We start from the raw sequence: 18,264 nt of genomic DNA on the forward strand, positions 1-18,264 counted from the left end.
AAGCCCGGCGATCAACCGGTACCGGGCTGGCGTGGACTGTCGGGCGACGCACCGCGTGCCAGCCAGCGCACGCCCTTCCACAGTGCGCGCCAGACCAGCCACACCAGCAGCGCACCGGCCAGGCTGCAGGCCAGCACCACGATCAGCGCGATCCACGGGTGTGCCAGGGCCAGGGCCAGGCCACCGACCACCACGGTGTCCTCGGCGGCGGAGGCCACCCAGTTGCTGGCAGGCTCGGGCGAGGTATTGAGCAGAGCGCGGGTGCCGGCCTTCAGGCCATGACTGGCCAGCGCCACACCGGCGCCGGCGGCAAGCGCACCGGTGCCCAGCTGCCCATCCGGCGACAGCGTGGCGGCGGCGAGGAAAGCCCCCGCTGGCACACGTGCCAGGGTCTGCACCAGATCCCACGCCGAGTCGACGCCGGGAATCTTGTCGGCGAAGAATTCGGTCACCGCCAGCGCCGCCGAGGTGCCCAGCACCCACCACGATTCAGTGGCCTGCAGGGCCGGCGGCAGGTCGACCCAGCCGAGCAGGCCGGCCAGGCCGACACCGAACACCGTGAGGTAGACGCGGATGCCGGCCAGCCAGGCCAGCAGGATGCCGATCACGAACAGGTGGGCTTCGGTCATGGCGATGCTCCGGCGACGGAACTGTGCAGGGGACCACACTATCGACGATGGCATGCCTGAACGCCACAGACCGTGGCTCGCCACTGCGCAGGAAACCCACCCGTCCTGTCATACACTAGCGCGTCGTTTGCCACAGGGGCCGTACCGGTGTCGCCCTCGCGATGCCCCGGAATCCACCCATGACCAACCGTCCTCCCATGCGCGTGCAGGTCCGCCTGCCCGGCGCGCCACAACCGCCGGCCGACCGTCGCCGCCTGCTGGTGATCGGCGGCATCTGGCTGCTCAGCCTGGTACTGGCCGTGCTGGGTGGCTGCTGGATGGCCACGCCGCGCGACGCCCAGGGCCAGCGCCTGCAGGCTGCCGAGAAGCGTGCCGAGACGTTGCAGGCGCAGCTGACCGAATTGCGCCAGAAGCAGGCCACGCTGGAAGCCTCCGACCGCATCAGCCGCGCCGCCAACACCGAGGTGCAGTCCTCGCTGGCCGAGCGCGATGAGGAAATCGCCGGCCTGCGTGCCGACGTCGCCTTCTATGAGCGCCTGGTGGGCTCCACCAGCCAGCGCAAGGGCCTGAACACCCATTCGATCGAGTTCAGCCCGGAAGCGGCCGGCACCTGGCAGTACACCGCGGTGCTGACCCAGAACCTCAACCGTGGCGCCATCAGTCAGGGGCAGATGCGCTTCACCGTGGAAGGCGTCAAGAACGGCAAGCTGGCCACGATCAGCTGGGATGATCTGCACCAGCGCAGCAAGGTGCCGGGACAGGATTACTCGTTCCGGTACTTCCAGCAGCTCACCGGCAGCGTGATGCTGCCGGCTGACTTCACCCCGCAACGCGTGCGGGTGACATTGGGGAGTGGTACGGGGGGTACCACCCAGGTATTCGACTGGAAACAGGCCGGTGCGCCGGCCGCCAAAGGGGAGTAGGCAGATGTTCGGAAGCAGCAAATCCAACCGTGAAGGCCAGCTGGTGGTGGATGCCCTGATCGGCAACCAGGTGGTGATCCGCGGTGATGTGGAATTCAGTGGGGGCCTGTATGTGGAAGGTCGCATCCATGGCAAGGTGATCGCCGCCGAAGGCGCCAGTGGCGCGACCCTGACGGTCGCCGAGCATGGCGTGATCGAGGGCGAGATCCGTGCCCAGGTGGTGGTCATCAGTGGCCGCCTGGACGGCGACGTGCATGCCACCGAGAAGGTCGAACTGACCCCGAGCGCACGGGTCAATGGCAACGTCCATTACCAGGTGGTGGAGATGAATGCGGGCGCCCAGCTGAACGGTCGCCTGATCCATGCCAGCGCCCCGATGGCCGCCCTGCCGGCTCCGGAAGGCGAAGAGGCCAATGGTGGCAAGGGTGACACCGCCGCACGCCGCAAGCTGGCCGAGGCGATGGCTTGAAAGCCATCGTCGGCACCCCCATGCTGACGGCATGAGTACGCTAGTCTCCCTGCCCGGCGCCACCCCGGTTGCCGCGCCCGATTACCAGTCGCTGGAGCGCCCGCTGAACTTCACCGAGTCGGCGGCCGCCAAGGTCAAATCCCTGATCCAGGAAGAGGGCAACCCCGACCTGGCCCTGCGCGTGTACATCGAAGGCGGTGGCTGTTCGGGCTTCCAGTACGGGTTCGAGTTCGACGAGAACCGTGCCGAGGACGACCTGGCGGTACAGACCAGCGGGGTGACCCTGCTGGTCGACCCGCTGAGCCTGCAGTACCTGATGGGCGCCGAGGTGGATTACACCGAGAGCCTGACCGGTGCGCAGTTCGTGATCCGCAACCCGAACGCAAAGACCACCTGCGGCTGCGGCAGCAGCTTCAGCATGTAAGAGCCCTGTGGCCAGGATGTGCCAACCAAGGTTGGCACCTGCCAGAGCGGATCCGTAGATCCACGCCATGCGTGGATGCTCTGCGCCCTCCAGCCCACAACAGCAGATTGCGCACAGCGCCGACCTTGCCACCCGCATCGATTGGCGGCACGCTTGCCGGATGCCCAATACTTCTTCGCCGCTTTCCGGTTTTGCCTTCGTTGGCGAACCGCTGGAGCGCGCCGATGCCCTGCGCGACGATGCCGATGCACTGGCGCGCCTGTGGCCGGGCGCGCGCATTCTCGTGCTCGATCAGGACGGCAGCGCCTTCACCGGCGATGACGACCAGCCGCTGGCGCTGACCGGCGCCGACATCGGGGGTGGTCCCGGCTCCGCGATCTTCCTCGGCCTGCGCGGGGAACAAGCGTGGTTCTCGGTTGAAGCCGCCAGCGTCACCGTCACCGCACCACGTCGCCTCGACCTGCGCCAGGCCGCTCTGCTGTGGTCGATGGCCGATGCGACCGCCTTCAGCTATGCCCGCGGCATGTCCTACTGGCACTCGCGCACCCGCTTCTGCGGTGTGTGTGGCGGCGCCGTGGCGTTTGCCCGCGGCGGCTTCGTCGGTCGTTGCGCGCAGTGTTCCACCGAGCACTACCCGCGCGTCGACCCCGCCGTGATCGTCGCCGTGGAAAACCAGGGCCGGCTGCTGCTGGGCCGGCAGTCCAACTGGGCACCGCGGCGTTACTCGGTGCTGGCCGGCTTCGTCGAACCCGGCGAGACCTTCGAGCAGACCGTGGTGCGTGAAGTGCATGAGGAGAGCAAGGTGCGGGTGACCGCGTGCCAGTACCTCGGCTCGCAGCCGTGGCCGTTCCCGGGCGCGCTGATGATCGGCTTCCGTGCACAGGCGCAGGATGACCTGCCGACGGTGGATGGCGAGCTGGAAGACGCGCGCTGGTTCAGTGCCGACGAGGTGGGCGCGGCACTGGCACGCGATGTGGAGGACGATGGCCAGGGCATCCGCCTGTCGCCGCCGATCTCGATTTCGCGCGGCCTGATCGAACACTGGTACCGCCAGCAGAAGGGCTGAACCCGATCCTCTGCCGGTCCGGTCGTGGCAGCTGTATTGCCGCCACCTGAACACGGCCCGGGTTACAGTCCGGTTCACCGCTGAGGGCGCCGCTGCGACAGGTAAGGTAGCGGCGCCGAGCGTTCTGTTTCGTAGGGAGACCTGCCATGTTCACCACTCTGGCCGCCGTGCTGGTGGCACTGGCCCTGGGCCATGTTGCCCCGGCCGCTGCCGCCTCGCTGCGCCGTTTCGACGGCTTCCGGCGCTGGCTGGGCTGGCTGGACGCGCGCGGCGGCAAGGCCTGGCAGGGTCCGGCAGGCGTGGCCCTGGCATTGCTGCCGCCGCTGCTGCTGATGGTGCTGCTGGCGTGGTTGCTGCGCGGGGTGCTGTTCGGTCTGCCGTCGCTGTTGCTGGGCGTGGGCGTGCTGGCCTGGTGCTGGGGGCCACGCGACCTGGATCGGGATATCGAAGCGATCATCGACGCGGATGATGCGGCGACACGACAGGCGGCCGTGCGCAACCTGCAGTCGGCCGGGGGCAGCCTGCGGGAGGACGTGCCCTCGCTGGTCGAGGCGACCGTGCTCAATGCACTGCGGCGCTGGTTCGCGGTGCTGTTCTGGTTCCTGCTGCTGGGCCCGGCCGGTGCGCTGGGCTATCGCCTGCTGGCATTGATGGCGGAAAGCCCGATGCGTGCCCGCGTGCCGGTGGAGCCGCTGGCGCTGGCGCAGCGCCTGCTGGGCTGGATCGAATGGCCGGTGGCGCAGTTGATGGCGTTCTCGATGGCGCTGGTGGGCAACTTCGATACGGCGTGGAAGGCCTGGCGCCAGGCCCATGGCGAGCGCTTGGCCGGCAACATCGGGTTCCTGGGCGCGGTGGCGCGGGCCAGCGTCAACGCCGAACTGCGCGAGGACGCGCACGATTACACCGAGGCGGGGCTGTTGCCGGTGTGGCAGCGGTTGCCGGACCTGCGTGATGCGATGAGCCTGGTGTGGCGGATGCTGCTGCTGTGGCTGGCGATCCTCGCCCTGCTGGTGATTGCAGGCTGGGTGACGTAGTTGCTTTGCAGGGCTTGCAGCCCTGCACCTGCAGAGGCCAACGCCAAAGCCAAAGCCAAAGCCAAAGCGGCTCTGGGTTGCTGAGGGTTGGGCGGGGCGGTGTGGGGCTGCAGGACACGCCGTAAACCCGTCCCTGGGGGCTCGATGGCGCCATCCATGGCGCCAACGGTCCTGCAGCCCCACACCGCCCCACCCCCGACAGTTCCCGGTGACGGTGGGTCAACTGCGACTGCCGGTGGGTGTCGACCTTGGTCGACACGGTAGATCCACGCCATGCGTGGATGCGGAGCGAAGCGATCCGCTTTTGATCTTCTCTTTCTTTTCCGTGGTGGACGGACACGGAAACTGTCCGTGGCCGGGCGGGATGGGTTTGCGGGGGTGTCCGCGGCATGGGTCCGAGGCATGCCTCGGGCGGGTTGGGCAGGACGCCCAACCCTGGTCTTGCCGTGCGCGCAGGACAGCGCACACGAGCAAGCCGCGGCCAAGCCTTATCTGATGGAAATCTGGCAGCGTAGGTGCCGAGAGCCGGCGTGGGCCGCCGTGTAAGCCTGGATCTCGACGATCGCCTTGGAGCTTGGCGCCCACGCCGGAATCTCCCTTGATCCGCCCGAACAGTTGCTGGAGCTGACACTCGCAGTGATAAGACTGGGCAAGCGGGGGAGCTCTCGACCCTTCCAGACTATACGGAGTCCGGTGATGAACGGGATCGGGATTGATGTCAGCAAGCGCCAACTGGATGTCGGCACGACGGACGGAGAGACCCTGCAGGTCTGCAATAACCGCTCCGGCTTTTCTGAATTGGATGTTTGGCTGAAGAAGCGTCCGGTCAGCCAGATCGTGCTGGAAGCCACCGGCGGCTACGAACGACCGGTGCTGGATTTTCTGCACGCAGTGGGCCATCCGGTGGTCCGCGCCAATGCCCTGCGGGCCCGCAGGCTGGCTCAGGGGATGGGGCAGATGGCCAAGACCGACCGGTTGGATGCCTATGCATTGGCGCAGATGGCGGCCTTGGTGAAACTTCCGGCCTACCAACCGCTGGAGCCTTGGCAGCAGAAAATGCGGGAATTCGTGCGGGCACGTCGACAGGCGATGCACGCGCTGACCATCGCGCGGCAGCAGCTGGAAATGGTCGGTGATCGTGAATTGCGCCGGCTACTGCAGGCCAACATCACCCGCTTGCAGACGCTGGTTGAACGTCTGGGAAAGCAAATTGCCGAGCAGGTCACCCAGCAGCCTCAACTGGCTGTCCTGAAGTCGATGAAGGGCGTTGGCCCTGGCCTGCAGGCGGTATTGGCAAGCTATCTTCCCGAGTTGGGAAAGATCAGCGGCAAGGCCATCGCCAGCCTCGTCGGTGTGGCTCCGATGTCCCACGACAGCGGAACCATGCGAGGGAAACGCAGCATCCATGGCGGCAGAGCCGAGATCCGCCAGGTGCTCTACATGGCCAGCATGTCGGCCATGCGGCATGAACCTCAACTGCGCGATTTCTACCAGTCGCTGCGAGCCCGAGGCAAAGAAGGAAAAGTAGCCATCGTGGCGGTGATGCGGAAGATGCTGGTGATCCTCAACGCCCGGGTGCGCGACGCTGAAAACGGGTTGGTCCCAGCCTAAGGCCAGGCAGGGCGCAAGACCAAAGGCTGCCGGCCAGCGGCCGGCACTACCGTGCCCGTCTCATGGAGGGGCCAAGCTCCTCCATCAACACAGTTGCTCCACGGACGGATTCACGGCGTCCCCCGCAAACCCATCCCGCCCGGCCAACCCCATGATCGACGAACGCCGCCCACCACGAGGGGCTGCGCCGTTGGCTGGAAATCTAGACCGGTGCCAGTGCAGTGAACGGTGCCCACGGCAGGTTGCGCAGCAGCGCATACCCGGGCAGCACCCAGAGCCAGAACACGGGATTGGCCAGTACCCGCATCAGCGGGTCGAGCGCGCGTGGGCGGATGCCGGCGATGTTCAGCAGCATCAGCAACAGGAACGGCAGGCTGATGACCAGCAGCGGGTTCATCGCCATCGCGCCGGGCAGGTCGAAGTGGACCAGGGAATACAGGCAGCGCGTGCTGCCACAGCCCGGGCAGTACAGGCCGGTCAGGGCGTAGAGCGGGCAGCTCGGCAACGGATTGCCGGCGACATACGGATTGACGTTGCGCAGGACCACCGTGGCACCCACGGCCAGGCCGGCGGAAACCAGCAGCGGTGCCCAGCGGGCGAGTCGGGAAGGAGCGGGAAGCGCGGACATGCAACAACGGATCCGGCGCAGGCGCCGGATCCGTCCAGGCGTATCAGTAGCTGCTGTTGCTCATCGCGCCCATGCCGCCGAGCACAACGAAGAACAGCACGTACAGCACGACCACGACGACCCAGGCGATGGCCGACCAGATGGCCCACTTCTTGGCCTTGGCAGCCGAATCCTGGGCGCCGGCGATGTCGCCAGCGGCCAGCTTGCCATTGACCTGGGCGGCGTAGACGATCGACACGATGCCGGCCGGCAGGCAGCAGAACAGGGTGGTCAGGATCGCCCAGACCAGGTTGTTCGGGACCTGCGGAGTAGCGGTATTCATGGGTTCAAGCTCCTTGATGGGTGGTGGTGGTGAATCATTGGTCGGAAAGAGCGCCCAGTACGGCCAAGCCGCCGAACAGCCCGAACCACAACAGCAACAGGACTGGCAGGGCCACGGCCGAAGCCACCGCCCACCAGCCCGCCTTGCGCGACGCGCTGTAGGCCCCCGGCAGGTCGCCGGCCGCGCGGCGGCCATCGACCTGGGAGGCATAGACGATCGACACCACGCCCAACGGCAGGCAGCAGAACAGCGTCGTCAGGATCGCCCAGACCAGATGGTTGGGGATGTAGACCGGACGGCTGAGCGGTGGTGGTTGATTCAAAGCAAGACTCCATTCCTTGGTGGCCGGCCGTGATGTATCGACCGGACCTCCCCCCTGTGGGTGCGTAATCTACCGCAACCGACGTTGCATGTATGCGTTTACAGTCACGACATGTCGCGTACGCCACTGGACGGTGACGTATGTGGGGGAGGTCGCCGGGCCCGACTGGCGGGCCGGTACCGTCAGGCGTGATCGCCGCGCAAGGCCCGCACCTGGGCCTCCAACACCGGTGCGCTGGTGCTGTGGCCATCCACGGCCGGTGCGGCCACCACCTCGACGGTGGCACGGAAACGGCGTGGCACGCGCATCCGGCCAAGGCGGCTGTCGCGACGGCTCCACATGCTCGACCACATGCCGCGCAGCGCCATCGGCACCACCGGCACCGGCCGCCGTTCGAGGATCTTCTCGACGCCGGACTTGAACGGCGCCATCGCACCATCCTTGGTCAACGCACCTTCGGGGAAGATGCAGACCAGCTCGCCTTCGGCCAGCGCGGCGTCTATGTCATCGAACGCGCGCTGCATCAGCGCCGGGTCTTCGCGCGCGCCGGCAATCGGGATCGCCTTGGCGGTGCGGAAGATCCAGCGCATCACCGGGATGTTGAAGATCCTGTAGTACATGACGAAGCGCACCGGGCGCGGAATCGTCGCCGACAGGATCAGCGCGTCCATGTAGCTGACATGGTTGCAGACCAGCAGCGCGGCGCCTTCGTCGGGCACGTTCGCTTCGATGCCGTGCGGGCGCAGCCGGTACAGGGTGCGCACCATCAGCCAGCTGAGGAAGCGCATCAGGAATTCGGGGACGATGGTGAAGATGTAGATCGCCACCAGCGCGTTGGCGATGGCCAGCGCCAGGAACTGCTGCGGAATGGTCCAGTGCAGCAGCTTGTGCGCGGCCAGCGACAGCAGGGCTGCGCCGACGATGAAGCCGGAATTCTGGATGTTCAGCGCGGCGAACACGCGCGACATCTGGGCCTTCGGTGTGCGGCTCTGGATCAGCGCGAACAGTGGCACCACGAAGATGCCGGTGAACAGGCCGATGCCGATCAGGTCGATGACGATGCGGATGCTGCCCGGCTGCTGCAGGAACGTCCCGATGGTCAGCCCGTGCACCGTTGCTTCGCCACTGCGGGCGAAGTACAGGTCGAGCAGGAACGCGGTCATGCCGAACGCACCCAGCGGCACCAGGCCGATTTCCACCGTGCGTGCCGACAGCTTCTCGCACAGCAGCGAGCCGATGCCGGTGCCGACCGAGAACAGGGCCAGCGCGAAGATGTACAGGGTCGGCTCACCGCCGAGGTTGGTCACGGCATAGGCCGGCAGCTGCGAGGTCAGCACGGTGCCGACGAACCAGAACCAGGACACACCCAGGATCGAATTGCGCACCGCCTTCTGCTGGCGCGCCATGCGCAGCACCGCAAGCGACTCCGGCAGCGGGTTCCAGTTGATCTTCAGGTTCGGGTCGCCGGCATCGACCTTGGGAATCAGGCGCGCGGCGATGTTGCCGCAGATGGCCAGCGCGATGATCGCGCACGCTGCCACTACGGTGCCGTGGCTGCCGGCCACGGTGAACACCAGGCCGCCGACGATCATGCCGGACAGGATCGACATCGAGGTGCCCATTTCAACCAGACCGTTGCCACCGGTCAACTCTTCGGGCTTGAGTACCGAGGGCAGTACCGAGTACTTCACCGGTCCGAACAGGGTTGACTGCATGCCGGTACAGAACAGCGCGACCAGCAGTACCGGCAGGCTCTGGGTGAGGAAGCCCGTGGCCGCCAGCGACATGATCACGATCTCCATGGTGGTGGTGATCACGATCAGTCGCGATTTTTCCAGTTTGTCGGCGATCTGCCCGGCCAGTGCCGAGAACAGGAAGTACGGCAGGATGAAGATGGCAGGTGCCAGCGTGGCATACAGCCCCAGTTCTTCCTCCGGTACGGCCATGAACAGCAACATGCTGATGATCGCCTGCCGGTACACGTTGTCGTTGAACGCTCCGAGCGCCTGGACGACGAAGAACGGCAGGAAACGGCGCTGGCGCAGCAGGGCGAACTGGTTGTGACCGGACATGGAGCCTCCTTGACCGGCGCAGCCTAGCATTCCTGCCCATCCGCTGTGGGTGCGGACCTGTGGGTGCGGACCGTTGGTCCGCACACTTTGAAAGATCTCAGACGATATCGTCGACCACGCCGCCATCCACGCGCAGTGCCGCACCGGAGGTGGCGGAGGCCTGCGGCGAGGCCAGGTACACCACCATGTTGGCCACTTCCTCGACCGTGGCGGTGCGCTGGATCACCGAAGACGGCCGCTGTGCCATCACGAACTCGCGGCCGATCTGCTCCAGTGGCTTGCCACTGCGCTGGCGTTCACCTTCGAACATCGCCGCGAAGCCGTCGGACAGGGTCGGGCCGGGCAGCACTGCGTTGACGGTGACGCCGCTGCCGGCTACACGCTTGGCCAGGCCGCGCGACAGCGACAGCTGCGCGGTCTTGCTGACCCCGTAATGGATCATGTCGGCGGGAATGTTGCGTGCCGATTCGGAGGAGATGAACAGCACGCGACCCCAGCCGGCATCGACCATCGCCGGCAGCAGTGCCCGCGACAGGCGCACGCCGGACATCACGTTGGTCTGCCAGTAACGCTCCCAGGTGGCGTCTTCGGTCTCGAAGAAGTCCTCGGGGCCGAAAATGCCGGCATTGTTGACCAGGATGTCGACCTTGGGCAGGCCCGCCAGCAGCGTGTCGACGCCGGCCGCATCGGAGAGGTCGGCGGCCACGCCGAGCACGTCGGCACCCGGAACGGCGGCGAGCAGGCGCTGGCGGGCGCGTTCGACGCTGTCGGTGCTGCGGCCGTTGAGAATGACCCGCGCACCCGCTGTGGCCAGGCCCTGGGCGATCGCCAGGCCGATGCCGGCGGTGGAGGCGGTAACCAGCGCGGTACGGCCGGCGAGTTCGATCTTCATGGGGGAGTCCAGGACCAGGGGATCACCCAGTATCCGCGCGGAAACGTGATCGGGATGCATCGCAAGGCGCAACACACGGTTGCTCACGGTGCAGTAGATCCACGCCACGCGTGGATGGGATGTCCGACCAGCGATGAGGGATCAGGTCAGGCTGGTTACCGCCTCATTCGCCGCCGCCCGCACCTTCGGCAGCATCCGCAGCACCAGCGCCATCTGCGTGCGGATCAGCTGCAGCTTCGGCGGCATCGCTTCATCGATCTGCTCCAGCTCGGCGGCCACCGCGCGGTCGGCGTCATTGTCGTCCTCGCTGACCGGCTGCCGTGCGGCCAAGGCCGAGGACAGCTGCTGCAGCGCCTTTCGCACGCGCTCACCGGCGGCCAGCGCCAGCGGATCACCGGCGTAACTGTCCACCTGGTCGCGGTGCGCACCCAGCGCCGAGAGATGGCCGAGCAGCATGTTGGACAACGCCAGGAAATGGAAACCGGCATCGAGGTTGCGGCGCACGTGGCCCGGCTCGCGCAGCATGTTCGACAGCGCGGTGGACAGCGCGGCATCGGCGTTGTGCATGTCGCGGCGGGCGATGCGGTAGGCCAGGTCATCGCGCATGCCGCTGCGGTACTGGCCCAGTACCGAATCCAGGTAGCGTGCGGCGGTGTCCAGCACGCGCGCCAGCACGAGGTGCAGTTGGCGGCCCTGCCAGTCGGGCAGGATCAGGAACGCGGCGGCGGCGGCAATTGCGCAGCCCAGCAGCGTATCGACCATGCGCGGCACGATCAGCACGAAGCCATCGCCGATCAGGTTGAAGCAGGTCAGGGCCATCACCGTGATCGCCGCCGATGCCACCAGGTAGCGGTCGGTGCGGGTGAAGAAGAACAACAGCGCCGACAGCAGCGCGATCAGCAGCTGCACGTGCAGCTGCGGGAACAGCTGCAGCAGCGCCCAGGTCAGCACCAGGCCGGCCACGGTGCCGACGATGCGTTGCGCCAGGCGCTGGCGGGTGGCACCGAAGTTGGGGCGGCATACGAACACGATGGTCAGCAGCACCCATGAGCCGTTCTGGGCATTGAACAGGCGGATCGCTGCGAAACCGGCGATCAGTGCCAATGCCATGCGCAGGCCGTGGCGGAACAGGACCGAACCGGGCGTGAGCTGCTGGCGCACGCGCACGCCCATCTCGCGAAGGGTGTGCGGGTTGCTGTCGCGCAGGCGGGTATCGACGTTGTCCAGGCTGGCCTCGGAACGCTCCGCATCCAGCAGGCGGCGCTCGATGCTGCGCAGGTTGTGCACGAGCAGGTCGAGCGAGCCGAGCAGTCGCTGCCACTGCGGCCGCTGCTGGTCGCGCAGGTAGGCCAGCGCATCGGCCAGATCGCGTCCGGCCTGCTGGTTGCTTTCGCCATACACGAATGGACGGCGCAGGCGGATCGCCTCGCCCAGCCGCGCGCAGGCCTGCCCCTGCAGGTCGAGCAGGCGCTGGCAGCGGTACAGCACATCGCTATGGAAGAAAGCATCGACCAGCGCACCGTACGGGTAGTGCGAGGAACTGGCGCGCTCGTGGAAATCCTGTGCCATGTAATAGAGGCGCAGGTACAGGCCGGAGTTCACGCCTGGCCGCCCGGAACGGCCGAAGCGGGCGAGGATCGCGGTCTTGGCCTCGTTCAACGCACCGACCACGCGCCGGTTCTGCTCGGCCAGGTCGAGCTGGCGACGTTGCAGGTCGGCCTCGCGCACCGGCTCGAACAGTGTTGCCTTCAACTGCAGGTAGCGGCCCAGTTCAACGTACAGGCGCGCCACGCGTTCGCGGACCGGACGGTTGGCGAACAGCGCGGTCCACAGGATCGACAGCAGGCCGTACCAGACCGCACCGGCCAGCAGGTGGCTGACCGCTTCCAACGCGCTGTGCAGGTCGCTGGCACCGTGTTGTTCCAGGCCGATCATGGTGTAGATCGCCAGCGTTACCGTGGCTTGGGCGATCGACGCGTAGCGTTCGCCGAGCGCACCCAGCAGGGTCAGCCCGAACGTGGACAGCGCCAGCGCCCCGATGAAGATCCATGGCCAGGGGAACAGCCAGATCACCGACGCGGCGGCAAGGCAGAAGCACAGCAGCGACAGCAGTACCGCCTTGGTACGTCCCCACCAGTTGTCATCGGTCTCGGCGATGGCGCTGGCGATGATGCCGAGGAACACGCCGGGCAGGGCGGTGAGCGCATCCAGTTGCCAGCACACGGCAAGCGCTGCGGTCAGGGCGATGAACACGCGCAGGCCGTAGCTGGCCTTTTCGTGGGCCCACAGGCGGCTGAGGCGGGATTCGCGGGCGGACATGCAGGCTCGGTGGAAGGGTCTCCCACCATTATTGCGGGCTGCGCGTGAAATATGGAGTGCGGACCAACGGTCCGCACCCCCGGCGGTGCCGGGCCTTACATGTCGAACCGCACGCTCACAGCGAACGTACGCGGCAGGCCGACGCCGGCGTTGGACCAGTATTTCCGGTTGGCCAGGTTCTCGACGCTGGCGCGCACGGTCACCGGGTGGCCGGAGGCGAGCAGGCGATAGCCGATGCCTGCATTGACCAGCGTGTAGTCGGGCAGCTTCAGGGTGTTGTCGGCGTCGTACCAGACATCGCCGTAATAGCGCACGGCGGCGTAGGTCTCCAGCCCATCCACCCATGGCAGCTGGTAGGTGGCATGCAGTACTCCGCTCCAGCGCGCAGCACCTGCGGTGCGCTTGCCTTCCTGCGAGGCGCTGCCCGGAGACAACTTGTCGTAGGTCGGGTCCAGCCAGGTCACGCCGCCCCCCACCGTCAGCGCGTCTGTCACGTGCAGGTCGCCATTGGCTTCGATGCCTTCGTACAGCGTGATGCCGTCCTGCACCAGGCGAGGCAGGCTGCCGGCGATCAGCTGGTCGATGTTGGCGCCACGTTCCAGCCGGAACGCCGCCAGATTCGCATTCCAGCGTGCCGCGTCGACCTTCGCGCCGATCTCGTACTGCTTGCTGATGGTCGGGTCGAGCACGTCGCCGGCGTTGGCGTAGCTGTTGCCCACGCGGCTGCCCGCTTCCAGCGATTCGATGTAGCTGGCGTAGAGTGTGACCGCCTCGCTGGGCTTGAACATCACGGCGTAGGTCGGTGTGACCGGGTAGGTGTGGTAGCGGCCCTTGGTCTCGTAGTCATTGTAGCGCCAGCCCGCCAGGACCGACCAGCCGCTGCCGAGATCGACGGTATCGCTCGCGAACACCGCCTGCTGCACGGTCTCGTCGCCGCGGGTCATCACCCGTAAACCCACGGCGTCATGGCGGATCGCGTGGCGCTGGTACAGGTTGGCGCGGCCGATCAGGCTCCATTCGTAGGGGCGGTCCCAGCCCAGCCCGGTCTGGTGGCTGATGCCCGCCACCACCTGATGCTGCAGGGGGCCGGTGCGGAAGCTGCCCTGCAGCATCGCCTGGGCCAGCTTCCACTCGCTCTTGCCACCCAGTTCGTAGACGTTGACGTCGTAGTCGCCGTTGGGACTGTCGATGTAGGCGAAGATCTTGTTGACGTCATTCCACGAGGTGGTGACGCCGTAACTCAGGCTGGCTTTCCAGTTGCTGTTGATCTGCCAGTTCAAGCCGGTCGACAGCAGGCTGGATCGGGTGTCGTAGTAGGTGCCGGGTACGCTGTTGTCGGTATCCCCGGCAATCGGTCGCGGCAGCGATGTCAGGCCACGGAAGTAGTACTGCGGCGACTCTTCGCGCAGATCGCGTGACTGGAACACGCCGTCGAAGGTCCAGGTCAGTACATCGCTCAGGCGCGCATCCAGCGACAGTGCGCCAACCTTGCGATCGACGTGCCCACCATTGAAGGTCTCGCCCTTTTCCTGGAAGGCGTTGAAACGGTAGCCGAACATCTGCTCGTTGCCGAAACGTCCGCCAACGTCGATGCCGCCGCTGACGATGCCCTGTTCACGCCAGCCCAGCTGGGCGGAGAAGGTGGGCGTGTCCGTCGGCTTCCTGGTGATGTAGTTGACGATGCCGCCGGGTGCACCGAACCCGTACAGGAAACCGCCCGGGCCTTTCAGCAGATCGACCTGTTCCATCACTTCCAGCGGCCATTCGGTACCCCAGGAAGAGACCTGCAGGCCATTGACGCGATAGCTGTCGAAATTCAGTTCGATACCGCGATTGCGGATGGGCGAGCTCCAGCCGCTGGCGTAGGCGCTGACCTGGGTGGTGACCGAGGGGTCGAGCAGGAAGGCTTCGCCCAGCGAGACCACCTGGCGCTGCTCGATCTGCTCGCGGCCAACAGCGGTGATCGCAAACGGAGTGTCGCGCAGGGCGCGGTCGCCCAGTGCGCCGGCGTCGGTATGGGTGCGTTCGGCGGTGACCTTCACCGCATCCAGATCGATGGCATTACGGCTGACGGCCGGCGCTTCGGCATGGGCAGCGCAGGCGGCGGACAGGGCGGAGGCCAGCAGGGCCAGGCGGGGGAGACGGGAAGGCAGCATCGATGGTGATCCTCGACGGACGGCCACAGGCCATCCGCCCACGGGTGGGGGAAGGGGCAGTGGCTGGGATCACGCAGGCTGGCCGGAGATGGCAGCGGGGCGCCGCGAAGGGGCGCAGGACCATGGCTGGATGAGAATTGTTCTCTTTTCGTTACGGCACGTCAAATCCAAAGCGGCGTGCGGACCAACGGTCCGCACCCACCAGAGGCAGGTGTTGCAGTAGATCCACGCCGTGCGTGGATGGGCCCTTCTACACCCGCTGCGCGCGCTTGAGCAGCTTCGCTTCGCGCCTGCGCGCGCGACGTGCCCGCCAGCGCTCGGCCAGGCAGGAGAAGATCACGTACAGCGCCGGGGTGCTGAGCAGGGTCAGGCTCTGCGAGAACAGCAGGCCGCCGATCATCGCGATACCCAGCGGACGACGCAGCTCGGACCCTTCGCCCAGGCCGATCGCCAGCGGAACCGCCGCCAGGATCGCCACCATCGTGGTCATCATGATCGGACGGAAGCGTACGATGCTGGCCTCGCGTGCAGCCTCGCGCGGTGCCAGTCCATGCTCTCGCTGCGCCACCAGCGCGAAGTCGATCATCATGATCGCGTTCTTCTTGACGATGCCGATCAACAGCACCAGCGCGATCATCGAGATCACCGACAGTTCGGTGTTGGTGCCGAACAACGCCAGCAGCGCACCCACGCCCGCCGCCGGCAGCGTGGACAGGATGGTGACCGGATGGATCAGGCTCTCGTAGAGCATGCCCAGCACCAGGTACACGGTCAGGATCGCGGCAAACACCAGGATCAGCATGTCGCTGGGATCGGAGTTGAACCCGAACCCCGCATCATCGGCCAGGCGGATGTCGCCGGGCATGCGCATGCCGGCCACGGTGGCGTCGATGATCGCCTTGGCTTCGCCCATGCTCACGTTCGGCGCCAGGTTGTAGCTGAGGTCCATCGTCGTGTACTGGTTCTCATGGGTGATCTGCGAAGGCGCCAGCCCCGGCACCTGCTTGGCCACCGCAGTGAGCGGCACCATGTCGCCGTTGCGCGCACGCACATGCACCTCGTCGAGCGCCGCCGGCGTAGCGGTCTGCGAAGGCAGGGCGTTGACCACCACGCTGTACTGGTTGATGTCTGAATAGATGGTCGAGATCTGGCGCTGGCCGAACGCGCCGTACAGGGCGCCGTCGATGGCGCCGACCGAGACACCCAGGCGGGCTGCCTTGGCACGGTCGATCTCGATGTTCTGGCGCAGGCCGGCATTGTCCACGTCGGTGCCGACGTCGCGCAGCTTCGGGTTCTTCTTCAGCTCCGCCTGCAGTTTGGGCAGCCATTCCTGCAGTGACGCCAGGTCATTGCCCTGCAGCGAGATGCGGTACTGCGCGCCCTGGCTGGAGCCACCGCCATCGTTGCTGGGCAGATCCTGGATCGCGCGCAGGCGCAGTTGCAGGTCGGGGTAGCGGTCGGCCTTCGCACTCAGACGCGCCAGGACATGCGCGGTGGTTTCGCGGCGGCCTTCCTTTCGCGACTTCAGCTCGACGTTGAACTGTGCGCTGGAGCCCTGGCGGCCGCTGCCCAGGCGCACGCCCACGGTCTTCACCGCCGGGTCGGCCATCAGCATGTCGGTGATGCGGCGCTGGCGGCTGACCATGTCCTCGAAGGAGACCGTAGCGCTGGAGTTGGCGCGGCCCCAGATCAGGCCGGTGTCCTGCGGCGGGAACGCGCCCTTCTTCACTGCACCGAACAGGAAGATGGTTGCACCGATCAGCAGCAGCGGTGTCAGCGACAGCAGCAGCGCATGGCGCAGCGAGAAGTCCAGGAACATGGTGTAGATGCGCAGCATGCGCTCGTGGCCGGCGTCCAGCCAGCGGCCGAAGCGTGACGGCGGCGCCGTGTGGTCGTGGGCGCTGAGGAAGCGGCTGCACAGCGCCGGGGTCAGCGTCAGCGAGACGATCATCGAGACCACGATCGCTGCCACCAGGGTGACGGTGAACTCGCGGAAGAACGCGCCCATCATGCCGCTGGCGAACAGCAGCGGAATGAACACCGCCACCAGCGAGGCAGTGATCGAGACGATGGTGAAGCCGATCTCGCGCGCGCCGGTCAGTGCCGCCTGCATCCGCGGCATGCCTTCGTCGAGGTGACGCATGATGTTCTCGATCACCACGATCGCATCGTCGACCACGAAGCCGATCGCGATCACCAGCGCCAGCAGGCTCAGGTTGTTCAGGGTGAAGCCCATCACGTACATCACCAGCGCGGCACCGGCCAGCGACAGCGGCACGGTTACGGCGGCGATCAGCGTCGGCGCCAGCCGGCGCAGGAACAGCGCCATGGTCAGCACCACCATTGCCAGGCTGATCAGCAGGGTGATCTGCACTTCATGCAGCGACGAGCGGATGGTCGGTGTACGGTCGAAGTACGGCGTCATCGTGGTGCCGGGCTGCAGGTAGTCGCGCAGCGCGGGAATCTGCGCCTTCACCCGGTCCACGGTTTCCACGATGTTGGCGCCGGCGCGGGTGAACACGTACATCACCACGGCGGGTTTGTGGTCGAACCACGCGGCCTGGTAGGCATCCTGCTGGCCGTCGTAGACGTTGGCGATGTCCTTCAGGCGGATCACCCGGCCATCGCCCTGGGTCTTCACCACCAGGTCGGCGAAGTCGGCCGCACGCGCGACCGAATCGTTGGCGATGATCGCGGTGGTGGTATTTCCATCGCTGAGGAAGCCGGTGGGCGAGGTCACGTTGGCCGCGCGTACGGCGTTGCGCAGATCATCGGCAGTCAGGCCCAGCGCGTTCATCAGGCGCAGGTTGACGTCCACGCGTACCGCCGGCGTCGAAGCACCGGCAATGTCGACCGAGGCAACGCCGCTGATCTGGCGGATGCGCTGCGCCAGCAGCGAGTCGGCGACGTTGTACAGCTCATCGGCCGACTGCGTCTGCGAGGTCAGTGCGATGGCGATGACCGGGTCGTCGTTCGGGTTCGCCTTCTGGTACATCGGCGATCCCATGCCCGAGGGCAGGTCGGCCTGTGCCGAGTTGATCGCGGTCTGTACGTCCAGCGCGGCCGAATCGATGTCGTGGCCGCTCTGGAAGATCATGAACACCAACGAGCTGCCTTCCGAGCTCGACGAGCGCATGCGGTCGATGCCCGGCAGCTGGCCGAGATGGCGTTCCAGCGGCGCGGTGACCGTGGACGCCATGGTTGCCGCATCGGCACCAGATTGGCTGGCGTGCACGAAGATCACCGGAATCTCGATGTTCGGCAGTGCCGACACGCCCAGGCGCAGGTAGCAGATCAGGCCGACCATGAACAGGCCGATGGCCAGCAGCGCGGTGCCGATCGGGCGGCGGATGAAGGGGCCGGACAGGTTCATCGTGCGGCCCCCCGCGGCAGCGGG

Annotated in this window: 15 protein-coding genes; 6 read left to right on the forward strand and 9 right to left on the reverse strand. The window is 66.6% G+C overall.

Going from position 1 to position 18,264, the window contains the following annotated elements:
• Nucleotides 1-11: 11 nt before the first annotated feature.
• Nucleotides 12-629, reverse strand: a complete 618-nt coding sequence (locus RI032_RS10645; protein WP_010482636.1) for a DUF4126 domain-containing protein — start codon at nt 627-629, stop codon at nt 12-14.
• 179 nt (nt 630-808) lie between these two features.
• Between RI032_RS10645 and RI032_RS10650 the strand changes: the two genes are divergently transcribed.
• The 6 genes from RI032_RS10650 (at nt 809) to RI032_RS10675 (ending at nt 6,156) form a co-directional block, all read left to right on the forward strand.
• Nucleotides 809-1,552, forward strand: a complete 744-nt coding sequence (locus RI032_RS10650; protein ID WP_019336613.1) for a DUF6776 family protein — start codon at nt 809-811, stop codon at nt 1,550-1,552.
• A gap of 4 nt (nt 1,553-1,556) precedes the next feature.
• On the forward strand, nt 1,557-2,021 hold the full coding sequence (locus RI032_RS10655) for a bactofilin family protein (protein WP_010482635.1): 465 nt from the start codon (nt 1,557-1,559) through the stop codon (nt 2,019-2,021).
• 31 nt (nt 2,022-2,052) lie between these two features.
• Nucleotides 2,053-2,445, forward strand: coding sequence for an iron-sulfur cluster insertion protein ErpA (gene erpA, locus RI032_RS10660; RefSeq protein WP_005419789.1), 393 nt, complete (start codon nt 2,053-2,055; stop codon nt 2,443-2,445).
• A gap of 160 nt (nt 2,446-2,605) precedes the next feature.
• Entirely contained in the window at nt 2,606-3,511 is a 906-nt protein-coding gene (gene nudC, locus RI032_RS10665; protein WP_019336614.1) for an NAD(+) diphosphatase, read from the forward strand.
• Between the two features lie 146 nt (nt 3,512-3,657).
• The gene (gene ampE, locus RI032_RS10670) at nt 3,658-4,545 is read left to right on the forward strand and encodes a regulatory signaling modulator protein AmpE (RefSeq protein WP_049411816.1); all 888 of its coding nucleotides are present in this window, start codon (nt 3,658-3,660) and stop codon (nt 4,543-4,545) included.
• A gap of 696 nt (nt 4,546-5,241) precedes the next feature.
• Nucleotides 5,242-6,156, forward strand: a complete 915-nt coding sequence (locus RI032_RS10675; protein ID WP_010480741.1) for an IS110 family RNA-guided transposase — start codon at nt 5,242-5,244, stop codon at nt 6,154-6,156.
• 202 nt (nt 6,157-6,358) lie between these two features.
• Here the strand turns inward: RI032_RS10675 and RI032_RS10680 are convergent, their stop codons facing one another.
• From RI032_RS10680 to RI032_RS10715, 8 genes are all read right to left on the reverse strand, one after another.
• Nucleotides 6,359-6,784, reverse strand: a complete 426-nt coding sequence (locus RI032_RS10680; protein WP_134958336.1) for a DUF2752 domain-containing protein — start codon at nt 6,782-6,784, stop codon at nt 6,359-6,361.
• Nucleotides 6,785-6,827: 43 nt separating this feature from the next.
• Nucleotides 6,828-7,106: a CD225/dispanin family protein gene (locus tag RI032_RS10685; protein WP_010481000.1), complete on the reverse strand. Its 279-nt coding sequence runs from the start codon at nt 7,104-7,106 to the stop codon at nt 6,828-6,830.
• A gap of 34 nt (nt 7,107-7,140) precedes the next feature.
• Nucleotides 7,141-7,428, reverse strand: a complete 288-nt coding sequence (locus tag RI032_RS10690; protein WP_005419784.1) for a CD225/dispanin family protein — start codon at nt 7,426-7,428, stop codon at nt 7,141-7,143.
• Nucleotides 7,429-7,610: 182 nt separating this feature from the next.
• Nucleotides 7,611-9,500: an MFS transporter gene (locus RI032_RS10695; protein ID WP_019336617.1), complete on the reverse strand. Its 1,890-nt coding sequence runs from the start codon at nt 9,498-9,500 to the stop codon at nt 7,611-7,613.
• 97 nt (nt 9,501-9,597) lie between these two features.
• Nucleotides 9,598-10,392 carry an SDR family NAD(P)-dependent oxidoreductase gene (locus RI032_RS10700; RefSeq protein WP_322546984.1) on the reverse strand — a complete coding sequence of 265 codons (795 nt, stop codon included), beginning with the start codon at nt 10,390-10,392 and terminating at the stop codon, nt 9,598-9,600.
• 141 nt (nt 10,393-10,533) lie between these two features.
• Nucleotides 10,534-12,711: a YccS family putative transporter gene (yccS, locus tag RI032_RS10705; RefSeq protein WP_043397338.1), complete on the reverse strand. Its 2,178-nt coding sequence runs from the start codon at nt 12,709-12,711 to the stop codon at nt 10,534-10,536.
• Between the two features lie 95 nt (nt 12,712-12,806).
• Entirely contained in the window at nt 12,807-14,867 is a 2,061-nt protein-coding gene (locus RI032_RS10710; RefSeq protein ID WP_322546985.1) for a TonB-dependent siderophore receptor, read from the reverse strand.
• Between the two features lie 250 nt (nt 14,868-15,117).
• On the reverse strand, nt 15,118-18,240 hold the full coding sequence (locus RI032_RS10715; protein WP_322546986.1) for an efflux RND transporter permease subunit: 3,123 nt from the start codon (nt 18,238-18,240) through the stop codon (nt 15,118-15,120).
• Nucleotides 18,241-18,264: the final 24 nt, after the last annotated feature.

It is taken from the genome of Stenotrophomonas geniculata, assembly GCF_034508895.1.
GTDB classification, from domain to species: Bacteria; Pseudomonadota; Gammaproteobacteria; order Xanthomonadales; family Xanthomonadaceae; genus Stenotrophomonas; species Stenotrophomonas geniculata.

Excerpts from the sequence above, each read along its gene's own strand:
- RI032_RS10685 (WP_010481000.1), bottom strand. The coding sequence starts at position 7,106 with ATGAATACCGCTACTCCGCAGGTCCCGAACAACCTGGTCTGGGCGATC.
- yccS (WP_043397338.1), bottom strand. The coding sequence starts at position 12,711 with ATGTCCGCCCGCGAATCCCGCCTCAGCCGCCTGTGGGCCCACGAAAAG.
- RI032_RS10645 (WP_010482636.1), bottom strand. The coding sequence starts at position 629 with ATGACCGAAGCCCACCTGTTCGTGATCGGCATCCTGCTGGCCTGGCTG.
- nudC (WP_019336614.1), top strand. The coding sequence starts at position 2,606 with ATGCCCAATACTTCTTCGCCGCTTTCCGGTTTTGCCTTCGTTGGCGAA.
- RI032_RS10650 (WP_019336613.1), top strand. The coding sequence starts at position 809 with ATGACCAACCGTCCTCCCATGCGCGTGCAGGTCCGCCTGCCCGGCGCG.
- RI032_RS10715 (WP_322546986.1), bottom strand. The coding sequence starts at position 18,240 with ATGAACCTGTCCGGCCCCTTCATCCGCCGCCCGATCGGCACCGCGCTG.
- ampE (WP_049411816.1), top strand. The coding sequence starts at position 3,658 with ATGTTCACCACTCTGGCCGCCGTGCTGGTGGCACTGGCCCTGGGCCAT.
- RI032_RS10695 (WP_019336617.1), bottom strand. The coding sequence starts at position 9,500 with ATGTCCGGTCACAACCAGTTCGCCCTGCTGCGCCAGCGCCGTTTCCTG.
- RI032_RS10700 (WP_322546984.1), bottom strand. The coding sequence starts at position 10,392 with ATGAAGATCGAACTCGCCGGCCGTACCGCGCTGGTTACCGCCTCCACC.
- RI032_RS10710 (WP_322546985.1), bottom strand. The coding sequence starts at position 14,867 with ATGCTGCCTTCCCGTCTCCCCCGCCTGGCCCTGCTGGCCTCCGCCCTG.
- RI032_RS10680 (WP_134958336.1), bottom strand. The coding sequence starts at position 6,784 with ATGTCCGCGCTTCCCGCTCCTTCCCGACTCGCCCGCTGGGCACCGCTG.
- RI032_RS10675 (WP_010480741.1), top strand. The coding sequence starts at position 5,242 with ATGAACGGGATCGGGATTGATGTCAGCAAGCGCCAACTGGATGTCGGC.
- erpA (WP_005419789.1), top strand. The coding sequence starts at position 2,053 with ATGAGTACGCTAGTCTCCCTGCCCGGCGCCACCCCGGTTGCCGCGCCC.
- RI032_RS10655 (WP_010482635.1), top strand. The coding sequence starts at position 1,557 with ATGTTCGGAAGCAGCAAATCCAACCGTGAAGGCCAGCTGGTGGTGGAT.